This is a genomic window from Embleya sp. NPDC025285 (genome assembly GCF_055558835.1).
The window spans coordinates 1-12,430 of the sequence record NZ_JBVHLU010000046.1; the positions used below are offsets into that span (position 1 = coordinate 1).

Annotated in this window: 11 protein-coding genes; 5 read left to right on the forward strand and 6 right to left on the reverse strand. The window is 72.5% G+C overall.

Annotated features, from left to right (window positions below; genetic code table 11):
• Nucleotides 1-101: 101 nt before the first annotated feature.
• Entirely contained in the window at nt 102-668 is a 567-nt protein-coding gene (locus ACZ4FV_RS27775; RefSeq protein WP_402228997.1) for a prepilin peptidase, read from the reverse strand.
• 244 nt (nt 669-912) lie between these two features.
• On the opposite strand from ACZ4FV_RS27775, the gene ACZ4FV_RS27780 reads away from it, so the two are divergent.
• The 5 genes from ACZ4FV_RS27780 to ACZ4FV_RS27800 are packed head-to-tail and all read left to right on the forward strand — an operon-like array spanning nt 913 to nt 8,024.
• Complete coding sequence (locus tag ACZ4FV_RS27780) at nt 913-1,857, forward strand: AAA family ATPase (RefSeq protein ID WP_402228995.1); 945 nt, start codon at nt 913-915, stop codon at nt 1,855-1,857.
• Nucleotides 1,854-2,849, forward strand: coding sequence for a hypothetical protein (locus ACZ4FV_RS27785; RefSeq protein ID WP_465323534.1), 996 nt, complete (start codon nt 1,854-1,856; stop codon nt 2,847-2,849). The genes ACZ4FV_RS27780 and ACZ4FV_RS27785 overlap by 4 nt, the downstream gene beginning before the upstream one ends.
• Nucleotides 2,846-5,788, forward strand: a complete 2,943-nt coding sequence (locus ACZ4FV_RS27790; RefSeq protein WP_465323535.1) for a hypothetical protein — start codon at nt 2,846-2,848, stop codon at nt 5,786-5,788. The genes ACZ4FV_RS27785 and ACZ4FV_RS27790 overlap by 4 nt, the downstream gene beginning before the upstream one ends.
• Nucleotides 5,785-7,122 (forward strand): toll/interleukin-1 receptor domain-containing protein, encoded by a 1,338-nt coding sequence (locus tag ACZ4FV_RS27795; protein ID WP_465323536.1) that lies wholly within the window; start codon nt 5,785-5,787, stop codon nt 7,120-7,122. Before ACZ4FV_RS27790 ends, ACZ4FV_RS27795 begins: the two co-directional genes overlap by 4 nt.
• Nucleotides 7,119-8,024 carry a DUF4231 domain-containing protein gene (locus ACZ4FV_RS27800; protein WP_402228986.1) on the forward strand — a complete coding sequence of 302 codons (906 nt, stop codon included), beginning with the start codon at nt 7,119-7,121 and terminating at the stop codon, nt 8,022-8,024. The genes ACZ4FV_RS27795 and ACZ4FV_RS27800 overlap by 4 nt, the downstream gene beginning before the upstream one ends.
• 72 nt (nt 8,025-8,096) lie before the next feature.
• Here ACZ4FV_RS27800 and ACZ4FV_RS27805 read toward each other — a convergent pair whose 3' ends face one another.
• The 5 genes from ACZ4FV_RS27805 to ACZ4FV_RS27825 all read right to left on the reverse strand — a co-directional run bounded on the left by ACZ4FV_RS27805 (nt 8,097) and on the right by ACZ4FV_RS27825 (nt 12,339).
• Nucleotides 8,097-9,230, reverse strand: a complete 1,134-nt coding sequence (locus tag ACZ4FV_RS27805; protein ID WP_465323537.1) for a terpene synthase family protein — start codon at nt 9,228-9,230, stop codon at nt 8,097-8,099.
• A 185-nt stretch (nt 9,231-9,415) separates the two neighbouring features.
• The gene (locus ACZ4FV_RS27810; RefSeq protein ID WP_465323538.1) at nt 9,416-10,621 is read right to left on the reverse strand and encodes an FAD-dependent oxidoreductase; all 1,206 of its coding nucleotides are present in this window, start codon (nt 10,619-10,621) and stop codon (nt 9,416-9,418) included.
• A gap of 227 nt (nt 10,622-10,848) precedes the next feature.
• Entirely contained in the window at nt 10,849-11,193 is a 345-nt protein-coding gene (locus ACZ4FV_RS27815; protein WP_395859582.1) for a hypothetical protein, read from the reverse strand.
• Nucleotides 11,194-11,515: 322 nt separating this feature from the next.
• A complete protein-coding gene (locus tag ACZ4FV_RS27820) occupies nt 11,516-12,172 on the reverse strand; it encodes a hypothetical protein (protein ID WP_395859581.1) in 657 nt (218 codons plus the stop codon).
• The gene (locus ACZ4FV_RS27825; RefSeq protein ID WP_395859580.1) at nt 12,169-12,339 is read right to left on the reverse strand and encodes a hypothetical protein; all 171 of its coding nucleotides are present in this window, start codon (nt 12,337-12,339) and stop codon (nt 12,169-12,171) included. Before ACZ4FV_RS27825 ends, ACZ4FV_RS27820 begins: the two co-directional genes overlap by 4 nt.
• Between the last annotated feature and the right edge of the window lie 91 nt (nt 12,340-12,430).

Here is a 12,430-nt window from a genome sequence, read left to right on the forward strand (position 1 = left end):
GCTTTTTTTTGTGAAGCTCGCCCCTCCCCCCCCACCCCCGGCACCCCCCCCCCCCCCCCCCGCCGGATCGGGCACCGGGCGGGCCTGGTGCCCGGGCCCGGTCACGCCCCGCGAATCAGCATCACCAGTACTGCCGCGCCGAGCAGGAACGGGCCGAACGGGACTACGCTGCCCCGACCCGCGCGCCGGGTCGCGGCGAGGGCGATCGCGTACAGGCCCACGCAGACGTACGCCAGGACCAGCCCCTGGACGAGCGCGGCCCAGGACAGCCAGCCGAGCACCAGGCCGACCAGGCCGGCCGCCTTGGCGTCGCCGAGGCCGATGCCCAGACCGCAGAGCGCGAGCACGAGGTGCAGGGCGTACGCCGCGGCCATCGCGAACAGCGCGCGCAGGTAGGCGTCCCCGTCGAGCGGGGCGAGCAACAGCGCGGCGAGCACGGGATAGCCGGGCAGGGTCAGCGGATCGGGGAGCCGCATCAGCCTGGCGTCGCACACCACGAGTGCCGAGGCGAGCAACACGAAGGCCAGAAAGGCGGGCAGCACCGCCTGGATGCCCACCCGCCACGACAACGCGCCGGCGGTGAGCACGAACGCGCCCGCGATCACGAGTCGGTCGCGACGCAGCACGCCGGCGGTGTCCGCGTCGAGATGAATCGGAGATATCCGCACGGCATCGGATCCTGTCAGACAGACGACGGACTCGGCACCGGGCCCGCGGGACTCGGACGCCGCCGCAGTGCCATCCGGGTGGACTCCCCACGCCGTCCCCGCACCGGATCGACCGGCGCGCCGGGACGGATCGGGCCGGATCGGGGTCGAATCCGGATCGAACCGGGAGCCAACCGCGATCGGGTCGCACCCGCTTGTGCCGGAATCCGTACCGAGGCAGCCGGTCGGGCGGCACACTGGGGACGTGTCCAAAACCATGGCGTTCGACCCGTTCCGGCAGCCTCCTCTCGCGTCCGCACCGGAGTTCGGAGCCGGCGGTACGACGTCGGACGACGGCGTGTACGTGTTCGACGACGAGCGCATCGTGCTGGCGGTCAACGTGGCGCTGGCGACTCGGCGGCCGTTGCTGGTCTTCGGGCCTCCGGGGTCGGGCAAGTCCACGCTCGCGCCGAACGTCGCGCGTCACCTGGGGCGGGTCTGCCACACCGAGGTGATCACCGCGCGCACCGAACCCGAGGACCTGCTGTGGCGGTTCGACGCGCTCCGTCGGCTCAACGACGCGCAGGTCCGCGAGGTCGCGCCGACCATCGGCGCGTACTGCGCGCAGGGCGTGTTGTGGAAGGCATTCGATCCATATCGCACCATGTCCGGTCGGGCCGCGCAGGCGCCGGAGGACGGGCCGGTGTACGGCCGGCACACCGGTCCCGCTCCGCTGTCCGTGGTGCTGATCGACGAGATCGACAAGGCCGATCCGGACCTGCCGAACAGCCTGCTGGTACCGCTCGACACGCTGCGCTTCACCGGCCCGGACGGCGAGGAGGTGCGCGCGCGCCCGGGGGCCGAGCCGCTGGTGGTGATCACCAGCAACAACGAACGGGAGTTGCCCGCGCCCTTCGTGCGCCGCTGCATCCTGCTCTCCCTCGAAGCCCCGGATCGCACACATCTGTTGAAGGTGGCGAGCGGTCATCTCGGGGCCGCCTACGACGAATCCATGGCCGAGCAGGTCGCCGACCATCTGCTGAAGATCGCCAACGAATCCGAGTCGGCTCCGGGGCCGAGCACGGCCGAGTTCCTCGACACGCTGCGCGCGTGCCACGAACTGGGCGTCACCGCGGGCAGCCGCACCTGGGACCTGGTCGTGGAGGTCGCACTGAGCAAGGGACGAGGGAGCGCGAGGCCACGCGGGTGAGCGCCGGACGGGGACAGGTCCATCTCGGCGACCTGGTCCGGGCGATCGTCGCGCTGGAGGTCACCGAGGTCGATACGGCGATGGAGATCGCCCGGGTGCTGGGCTTGTCCACGGCGGCCGACTCGGGCCAGCCGGAGGGCACTTCGGCCCGGACTCCGCCGGCGGCGGACCCCGACGAGCCGGGCGGGACGCGGGACGAGTCGCCTGCCGTCGTGAGCGCGCCCGTGCCGCCGCCGCGGGAGGCAGACGGGGGCTGCTCGTTGCTGGTGCTGCGTGAACCGAGCCCGGGTTCCGGCCTGGTCGTGGCGGCCGAATCGGATGGGGTCGACGTACAACGGTTGCTGGACTCCGGTTCGCGCGATGGCGCGCCCGAGCCGGTGTGGCCGGAGCGCTGGGCGCCGGGGGTGATGTTCGCGGCGACGTCGACCGACGTGATCGGCCGCGTATTGGACGAACGTGCGCTGGTGCGCGGGGTGGCCGATCGCGGGCTGGTCCGAACGCTGCCCTTCCGAGCGCGGCCGACCACCCGGCTGGGCATACAACTCCTGTTGGATGGGGGCGAGTCCATGCGGCCGTTCCGGTTCGACCAGCGGTGGTTGCGCCAACTCGCGGATGCGGTGGTCGGGCGGGACCGGGTCGAGGTGCTGCGCTTTCAGGGCACCCCGTGGCGCGGCGTGCGTGCGGTCGGGCGCCGTGTGCCGGTGGCCTACCGGGCGCCGGCGGCGGGTACGCCTGTGGTGCTGGTGTCGGATCTGGGGCTGCGCAGACTGCCGTTCAGTGCCGCCGCCGCGGCCGGTTCGACCGAGTGGCGGGATTGGATCGACGCGGTACGCCGTGCCGGATGTCCGGTGGTGTGCCTGACGCCGTACGAGGCGCGGGCGCATCCGTGGGCGCTGCGCCGGCGCGTGGCGATGGTGCCGCTGGATCGGCGGACCTCGATTCGCGCGGCGCGGCGGGAGACTCGGCGGGCGGGGGAGGGGGTGCGGCGATGACAGGTCCACGCGAGCCCCTCGACGCGCGCCCGGCACCCGCCCGCGACGCGCGGCCGGACGAGGATGCCCCGCCGGACCTCGACAGCCCGCCGGACGGCGTCGAACCCGACGGATCGGCGGAGCTGCGCTATCTGCGGTGGCTGGCCGAGACTGATCCGCCGTTGTACACGCTGGCCCGGGCCCTGTGCCTGGCCCCGCACGCCGCGCCGGCGTTCGTTCGGCGGGCGCGCCTGACATTCGTCCCGGACAGTGCGGCGGGGCTGGAGGCGGACCTCTGGTTCTCGCCGCTGATCGAGTCCGCCGACGCGCGGGCCGTGGTGCTCGATCCGCTGATCGCGGCCGGGTTGCGGCACGATTTGTCGCGGGACCGGCGGCAGTGGAAGGCGGTGCTCTCCCTGACCGAGGACATGCAGCGCGAGGCACCGGAGTTGGTCCGGCGCTACACGCGACTCGCGCTGGCCGACGCCGGTGAGCGGTGGGTGGACACAGAGGCCGAACTGGCGGGCTTTGCCGCCGGGATCTCAGCCGGTGCTCCCGACGGCGCGTCGGCCGACGATCTCTCCCGTTGGCTCGTGCACTTCCTGCCCAGGCTGCCCCGAGTGCTCGAGGACGCCGCACCGGCCCGCACGCTGCTGATCTCGGCGGCGGCCCGGCTGGCGGTCGATCCGCCGGGCTGGGTGGTCGATCGGCACGGAACGGCCCGGGTCGCGGCGGCACGGGCGGCCGCGACCCGGATGCCGGTGCGGGGCCGCGCGGAACTCGGGGTGCGGCTGGACGATGCCGGCCTGACCCTCAGCCGCCCGCCGGCACCGGGGTCGCGGGTGCTGGAAGTCCCGGACGGGGAACGGGTACGGGTCGAGTTGGCGGGACCGGGGGAGGCTACGACCCAGGGCCACGTGGTGGAGCTGGGGACCGACGAGTCGGTGCGGGTGCCGGTCGCGGTGTTCGCCGAACTCGGCGTGAAGTCCACCGATCGGGACCCGCTGACGGGCCGCCGCCTCATGAACACGGAGACGGTCTTCGGGGCCACGGGCGCGTCGGCGGACGGCCGGCTCCGAGCGGCGCTGCGTTCGGCGGGTGAGGGGACGGAATTGCTGCTGTGGCAGGGAAAGCTGCGCCGGACCGTACCGCTCCAGGGAACTCCGCGCCTGCTGCGGGTAGATGACCGGACCGGGACGGTTCTGCTGGTGGCCGAGGATCGGTTGCTCGTCGTGCGGACCGAAGGGGCCGAGACGGTGTCCATCGGCGGCCTGGGGGAGATCCGTGACGCGGTCGTCGCCACGCCCGACCGCTTGTCGCCGACGCGGTGGGTGGTCGTGGCCAACGAGCATGGCGTGTGTATGGTCCGGCCGGACGCACCGATGGATCCGCCGACGTACCTGTCCCGGTCGGCCGAAGTGGGTCTGCGGATCTGGGTCGGGGCCGAGTCGTCGGAGCTGGTGATCGTGCGTGGTGGTGTGGAACCGGAGTTCGTCGACCTCGCGGGAGGCGGTGCGATCCGGTCCGAGGCACGCGCCGACGTGCTGCCGGTGACCGCGATCACCAGCGCGCACGGCGGCCGTCCGCTGCTCTTCGCGCAGACCGGCCCGCAACTCGTGCTGATGCCGACCCCCGACACGACCCATGTCGTCCGGGGCGGCGGCCTGAGCACGGACATCGTGTCCGTCGCGATCAGCCGCGGCGGAGCCGGGACCGCGGCCGTGGACCGGGCGGGCCGGTTGCTGAGATGGGACGGTACGACGATGTCGGGTCGCATGCGCGAAGCGCCGCTGCCGTTCCCGGCGGTGAGCATCTCGGCGGCGAGTCCGCGGGAGTTCACCGTGGTCGGCCGAGGCGGCCCGGTCGAACTGCGGGCCGAGGACGGCCGGACCGTGCTGCTCACGCCGGCCCGGAACGCGGACCCGGAAACGGGTTGGCTGCTGGACACCCTGGTCGCCACGATGCCCGTGCGTGCCGCAGACCTGGAGTCCGTCGTGCGCTCGGGCATCGGCTGCGTATGCCTACCCGTGCCGATACGGGAATCGACCCCCGGGCGTCCCGGCTCGGTGGCCGCCGGGGAGATCCTGCGCGCGGCCGGGGCGGCCGGCATCAGGATGCTGGTCGATGTGCAGGTCGCGCCCGGTTCGGACGCGGTCCGGAGCGGCCGCGGACCCCGATTGTTGCGCTACTGCGCCGAGTTGCTGGCGGCGGGCGCCGCAGGCGTACGGGTGTTGCCGTCGCGTCCGGTTTCCGGCGGCGACACCTCGACCGGCCGGGGCGACCCGACGGTGGAATTCCTGCGGGCGCTGCGGCGGTTGGTGGACGAGCATCCGGGGCGGGTGCTCGTGCTCGATCGCGGCGCGGTCGGCGAGTCGGCGCCGCGTGCGGGTGACGAGTGTTGCCATCTCGTGCTCGCCCAGGGCACCCGATCGGTGCCGCAGGCGCTGGCGCTCATGGAGACCGGGCAACCGTTCGCGGGCGCCGTACCGGATTGGACCCTGTCGCTGTCGACCGGGATCGGGAGGGAACCGACGCGTGCGGGGGCGATGGCCTCGGTCGCGCTCGCGCTACCGGGACTTCGGGCCGTGGCCGGGCTGCCTGTCGGTCCCCCGGACGACGCCGTCGCGGCGCTGCTGCGGGTGCGCGGACGGGAGCGGGCACTTGCCCGGGGCACCGCGACCCGACTGGGCTCCGGCGACTCGGACGTGGTTGTGCTGTCGCGGCGCTACGAGGACGACATCGTGGTCTGCGTGGCGAACCTCGGTACACGGCGAGGCACCGTCGCGCTGACCACGCCCAGTCTGCCGCCCGGCAGGCTCGTGGACCTGCTGGACCTCTCGGGGCCGCAACCGACGCGCACGCTCGGCGACAGGTCGCCGGCGATGGTCACCCTCGCCGCCCACGAATACCGCTGGTTCCGGCTGCTGACGTCCAACGAGCTCTACGCGAGCCGCTCGTGACGGCCCATCACGCCTTCGACCGGCCGGGTGCCGCCCCGACACCTCGTCCGCGGATCTTCGTCAGCCACAGCACGCGGGCGAAGCCGGGACAGGTCTGTTGTCGATGCCTGGAAGCGCGCGACGCGTTGGTCGAACGGTTGAGCGCCGAGGGCTTCGAGGCCGTGTACGACAAGGACTTCCTGCGCAGCGGCGACGGATGGCAGCAGGAGATCGCGCTGGAACTGCACGGCAGTCAGGCCACCGTGCTGCTGCTGTCCCGGCACGCGCTGGAGTCGGCGAACGTCGGCTACGAGGCCGGCATCGCGGACGGCAGGCGGCGGGTCGACGCCCGATATCGCTTCATCGCGCTGAAGTTGCCGGACGTGCGCCGCGTCGATCTCGCCGCGAGCGCGCTCAAGGCGATCCATCTCGGCGAGGTGGACATGTGCGACTGGGCCGACGACGAGATCGCCGGCGGTCGGCTGCCCGCCAAGCTGTGTGCGGATCTGGCGCAGATCCGGCTTTGGCACCTGGACCGCTCCTCGCCCACGCGCAACGCGGTGACCTCCGCGCTGGGCGAGGCGTACGAGGGACCGCTTCGGGCCGCCGCGGAGGTGCTGGGGGTGCGTGAGCGACTCGACCGCGAAGTGCTCCGTGAACGGCTCAGCGAGGCGTTGTTGACCGAGCGCGCTCCTGCGCCCCGGCGCGAACCCGACCCGCTGGTGCGGGCGCTGGGCGAGGTGCTGCCGGTGCTGCGGTCGGAGCCGGCGGGCACGGTGGCCGACCTCAGTGTGGTGTACGCGCGGGTGCCCACGCTGGCCGCCGCGCAACTGGGCGAGTTGCGCGGGCGCGAGGACGGGCGGGTCGCCGTGCTCACCGCGACGCGCGACGGGACCCTGCGGGCGTACCTGCTCCGGGCCAGCGGACATCCGCGTCCGTGGCCGCATGTGGAGGTCACGGTGCCGGCCGGCGCCCGGATGGCGGCGGGTCTGGTCGCCGCGATCCGGGACGCGGTGGCGGGGTACATGGACTACGACGGCTACGACGACCCGGAGTTGGAGGGCGAGGTCGGGTTCCGTGAGGTGATCGAGGCGCACGCACTGGAGACCGGACCGATCGTGGTGGTCATCCGGCACCTGCCGGACGCGGCGTTGGTGCGTGAGCTGCGGGTGGCCTTCCCGTGCCTGCTGTTGTTGTTCCTCACCGACCGGGTCGGCGCGTGCGGACCGGTGGAGGCGATCGAACTGGCGCCGTTGACACCTTCCGGTGAAGGGGAGTTGAGGCGTACGCACGGCCGGGCGATGCATCTGGCCGGACTTCCGGAACGACCCGATCCGCCCAGGAGGCCCGCGTGACCGTCGGTACGGATCCGGTGCTCGAACAGACCTGGCACGCGCAGCGTCGCTGGTCGCTCGCCGCGTCGGCGGCCAAGGCGTCGGTGCAGCGATGGCGGCTGGTCCGGCTGATGTTGGGGGTTGCCGGCGCGGTATCGGTCACGGCGAGTACGCAGGTGTCCGGTGATCCGGGCAAGGTGCTGTCGCTGATCGGCGCGCTGTGTGTGGGACTGGTTCCGCTGGTGACTTCGCTGCGGCTGCCACCGGCCCGGATCGAGGCCTGGACGCGGCTGCGTTCGGTCAGCGAGGGGCTCAAGAGCGAGGTCTACCTCTACCTGACGGTGAGTGATCCGTACGCGGGCGCGGTGGCCGAGCGTCGGGCGCGATTGTCCGCACGGCGTGCCTCTTTCGAGGACGAGGCGGGCGAACTGCTCGGCCTGCTACCGGTGTTGGCTCCGGCGGAACAGCCGGCGCCGCCGGCCGTGCACGATGTGGACGGCTATGTGCGCGAGCGGATCGACGTCCAGGCGGACGGCTACTACCGGACGCAGGTGTCGCGGATGCGGCGGGGGTTGGCCCGGATCCAGTTCGCCGAGTTCGTGTTGGCGCTCACCGGCATGGCGCTCGCGGCGGTGGCGGGCACGGTGGGTGGCGGTCGGCTCGGGGCATGGGTGCCGGTGGTTACGACGGTCTCGGCGTCGGTGATGTTGTACGGATACGGCGTTCGGTACCAAGAGAACCTCATCTCGTTCGCCCGGACCGCCGAGCAGTTACGCCGGTTGCGCGACGATCGGGTGGCGCGGATGCCGCTGGATCCGGCCGAGGAGGCGCGGTTCGTGGAGCGGTGCGAGAACGTCATCTCGATCGAGACGCAGGGGTGGATGGCGCGGGCGGCGCACGCGGATCCGGGGCCGCCGCAGTAGGCGCCGCGGACGCGGGGGTTGGTCGACCGCGTCGCGAAGTGGCCATCTGTGTGTGGTACTTCCGACGCGCAGTCAGGCCGTCCGCGTGCGCAGGTGGGTGGCGGCCGGGTTGTGCGGGTCGTCGGCGTAGCCGTGCGCGGGTTCGTCCGGGACGACGTCGGGCACGGTGTAGGGGGCGGATCGCAGGCCCCAGTCGTAGTAGCCGCGGATCCAGTTGCGCATCCCCTCGACGCTCATCTCGACGGCGATGCGTTCGGTCGTGCCCAGACCGAGTTCGCCGCAGATCTGCGGCATGTACGCCTGGAGCGTCATGAACGTGTCGAGCTGCTCGTACGTCATCCTGGTCGCCTCGCGCAGGGCGACGTCGTGTGAGCAGTCCAGCCGGTCGCGCAGGACCATGACCAGGTTGTGCGACGCGACCCGGCGGCCGCGGCGGCCCGGTGACTGGATGTCGTTGATGTAGGCGATCGTGTCGGTCGCGGCCTCGCGCAGCCTGCGCATGAGCGGGTGGGCCTGGATCTGGGCGGGCACCTCGAACCTGCGGCTGCGTTCTATCGCGTCGAGCGAGTGCGGTATGCCGGCGGTGTTGCGGCGCATCACGCGATAGCTGTCCAGATCGGGTACCGCCCGGGAGGCGCTCATCCGCAGCTCGGACGCGTGCGAGGCGAGGAATCGGGCCCAGCTTGCCGCGAACCGGTTCTGCCAGGTCACCGAGGTGCCGTCGGACATCGAGGCCCAGACCTCGGACCAGGCCAGGGTGATCGGGGAGACCAGGTCGGGCGGGGTGCCGGGTTCGCGGAACGGGATGGTGATCAGTTCGCGGGCGATCTCGGCGACGCGGTCCGGGCGTTCGGGGGACCGCGGGCGGGCGGCGGGGCTGCCGAGAGGGGTGCTGTCGGTGCCGGACCGGGCCCTGGTGCGGGCGTCGGCGTCCGGGTCGGCGTCGCAGTCGTCGTCGAACAGGAAGGCGAGCGCGAACCAGTTCATCAACATGAACTGGTCGTCGGGCGACGCGTGCGGGTAGGTGCGGCCGACGGCTTCCGGCAGGTCCCACGAGGTGTATTCGCGCAGACCCGCGTCGGTGCGGATCAGGCCGCGGTTGCGGACCCAGTCGAGGTGGCGGCTCCGGGCTTGGTCCAGGTACGGACTGATCGGGGCCTCGAACGGAATCGAGAACAGCACATCCTGCGGCACCTGGTCTCCCACCCGTTGCGTGATCATTGTTATGCCGCATCGGCGTCGCCGGCGCAAGATCCTTTGCGTGTGCGGAGAGTGACGTCGACGGGCGCTTCGGCACGTGCGGTGATGCTTGTGCGGGCACGTGCGGTGATGCGTGTGCGGGCCGTGTCGTGGTGCTGCGTGCACGAGGCTCTCGCGGACGGGCTCGGGGGTCAGGCCGCGATGTGAGCGGTGCTCTCGGTGGAGAGCAGTGCTTTCAGATCGTGCACGGCGGCGCGGCCGGCCCGGTTGGCACCGATCGTGCTTGCCGAAGGACCGTACCCCACAAGGTGGATGCGCGGGTCGCGCGCGGTGTGCGTACCGTCCATCCTGATGCCGCCGCCGGGCTCGCGCAGGTCCAGCGGCGCCAAATGCCGCAGTGCAGCGCGGAATCCGGTCGCCCACACGATGGCGTCGGCGCGCACCGACGAGCCGTCGGCCCATTCCACTCCGAGAGCGGTGATCCGATCGAAGATCGGCAGTCGCGTCAGCACTCCGTGCTCTCGCGCGGCGCGCACCGCGGCCGTCGGCGGCAGCCCCGTCACCGCCACCACACTCTCCGGCGGCAGCCCCGCACGAACACGCTCCTCCACCCGGGCGACCACGGACCGACCGACCTCGGCACTGAACTCCCCGTCGCGGAACACCGGCGGCCGACGGGTCACCCACGTGGTGGTGCCGACCTCGGCGATCTCGGCGAGCGCGTGGATGGCGGACGTACCGCCACCGACCACGACCACATGCCGTCCGGCGAACTCGGCCGGCCCGCGATAGTCCGCCATGTGCAACTGCCGACCGCGGAACTCGCCGGCGCCCGGGTAGTACGGGATGAACGGGTGGCGCCACGTCCCGGTCGCATTGACCAGGGCTCGGGCGGTCCAGGTGCCCCGGTCGGTCTCGATGGTCAACAGGTCGGCGGAGGCGCGGGGTTGCGTCGTGGTGATCGCGTTGGGCGAGTGTGCGGCGTGCGAGTCGGTGGCGTGCGAGTCGGTGGTGTGCGGGCCGTTGTCGAGGGGAGGCGTGCCGGGGGTGGGAGTCGGGCGGGACGCCGTGCCGGGGCCGGGCGTCGCGTCCGGGGCAGGCGTCGACCGCACCGCCGTCACGGCTACGGGGCGCACGATGTGCAGGTCGAAGGTGCGCTCGTAGGTCGCGAAGTATTCGGGCAGTGCCTCGAAGGCGGGCCGGGCCGGCTCGATCTGCGGTACCGGCAGGCCGGGAAGCTCGTGGATCCCGTGTACGGCTTCCATCCGCAGCGTGGGCCACCGGTGCCGCCAGGCTCCACCCGGGCCCTCGTCGGCGTCGAGTACGACGAACGACAGTCCGGAGCGGCGCAGATGGTAGGCGGCGGACAGCCCGGCCTGCCCGGCGCCGATGACCACGACGTCGAGGACGCCTTCGTGGGCGGGGGAGTCGGAAGTTGTCCCGGGCCGGCGGGCGCCTCCCGGCTCGATGCCTTCGGTGGTCCGCGGGTCGCGTCCGGCTTCGGGGCGTGTGCGGGGCGGACCGGTGCTCGCGGCCGTGGTCGACGTCCCGGTCCCTGTCGTCGTCACGCTCACCATCTCGCTCACACGAGCGAGAACAGGTGGACCCGGGAGATCCTTCCCGATCACCCCGTGGCGTCGACCACCGTCGCGACGCCGATCAGTTGGCCCGCCACGGTGACCAGGCCGAGCCATCGCCGTACGCCGCGCAGCCCCGCTCTCGGCAACGCCGTCGAGACCGCGACCAGGAAGAGCGCGAGCAGGCTCGTCCCGAAGGCGAGCAGCGAACCGTCGGCCGGGCCGACCGCCGGTTCGCGGCAACCCCATCGCTCCAGACAGTCGCCGGTGGCGTTCCAGTAGCCGGCGAGTACGACGGTGCAGTCCACCATGACCAGCACGACCGCGCCGAGGAACAGCCCCCAGCCCACCAGCAGCGCACGCGGGCCCGGTGCGTCCTCGCGGGCGCTCATGGGCGGGAACTCATCCCGGGTTCGCCGGGTTCGCCGGGTTCGCTGGGGGCCGGGCTCGCCGGACTCATGGAACCCACGGGATGCATGGGGCCCACGGGTCGGGCGGGACTCAAAGGACGGACAGGACCCACGGGACGGACAGGACCGACCGGATGCACGGGAACCATGGGACCCACAGGGCCCAGAGGGTGCTCACGCCTCACAGGAGCCCCACGACCTACGGCTCTCACGCAGTGTGCAGCGCCCGCCCGCCTCATCGGACCAACCGGCCTCACGGCCCCACGGCCCCAGGGCCCCACCGGACTCATTCGCGGCGGCTCCTTCACGGATCCGATCCGAGCAGCCGACCAAGTTGCTCCTGACAGCGGTCGAGCCGGGCCTGGAGCAGGGTGACCTCGGCGACCAGTTGCGGCACGATCTCGTACTCGCCGCGCACGTACGGACTGGCGTCGGCGGCCACCGGTACCCCGGCGAGGCGGGCGTACGACCCGAACGACAACCCCGCTCGCCCGGACGCACACCCGGTACAACTGCCGACCAGGCCGCGCCGGCCCACCACCCCCGTACCCGCGTCGACCAGCAACTCGGCCGGACTGCCGCACCCGCAGGCCCCGACCCACACCGAGGTGACCCGCTGCCGGCTGTACCGGAAGCCGCGCTCGAAGCGGATATAGCCGCCCAGCACGTCCACCCGCAGCAGCGCGGCGTGCCGATACTCCGTGACGCACATCAGGTCGCGCGCGTCCGATTCGGCATTCAGGCAATAGAACCCGCAGTCGCAGCGCGCCGCCGGCGGCCGATGCCGTCGCCCGTACGCGCAGCGCGCCTCGGCCTCGACCTCGTACGGCTGACCGCGCCCGATCGACACGCCGGCGAAGCTCGCCCGATCACCGTCCACCGACAACAACAGCGCCGCGACCTTGTACCCCACGGGCGCGACGCTCGCCCGCTCCTCGGGCAGCCGCCGCCGGCCGATCATCGCCCGGCGACCACCGGCGGCACCTCCACCGCAGGCACCGCCGGGGCCCGCCCATCCGCCCCCCGACCCTCCTTCGGTTCGGACGCCACCACGTCCCGCTCCCGCTCCTCCTCCCGCGTCACCCGCTCCACGACCACACCCGTCGCCACCGGCCTGCCGAGCTGCATGGGATTCCCCTCCCGATCGACTCCTCCCAGGAATGTTCACCCGCCACGCCCCCACCCACACCCACCACCTGATCCCCACAAAACGCCCACC

What these genes read in the sequence shown, in the direction of transcription:
- ACZ4FV_RS27825 (WP_395859580.1), bottom strand. Translation starts at nt 12,339, where the DNA reads ATGCAGCTCGGCAGGCCGGTGGCGACGGGTGTGGTCGTGGAGCGGGTG.
- ACZ4FV_RS27815 (WP_395859582.1), bottom strand. Translation starts at nt 11,193, where the DNA reads ATGAGCGCCCGCGAGGACGCACCGGGCCCGCGTGCGCTGCTGGTGGGC.
- ACZ4FV_RS27790 (WP_465323535.1), top strand. Translation starts at nt 2,846, where the DNA reads ATGACAGGTCCACGCGAGCCCCTCGACGCGCGCCCGGCACCCGCCCGC.
- ACZ4FV_RS27820 (WP_395859581.1), bottom strand. Translation starts at nt 12,172, where the DNA reads ATGATCGGCCGGCGGCGGCTGCCCGAGGAGCGGGCGAGCGTCGCGCCC.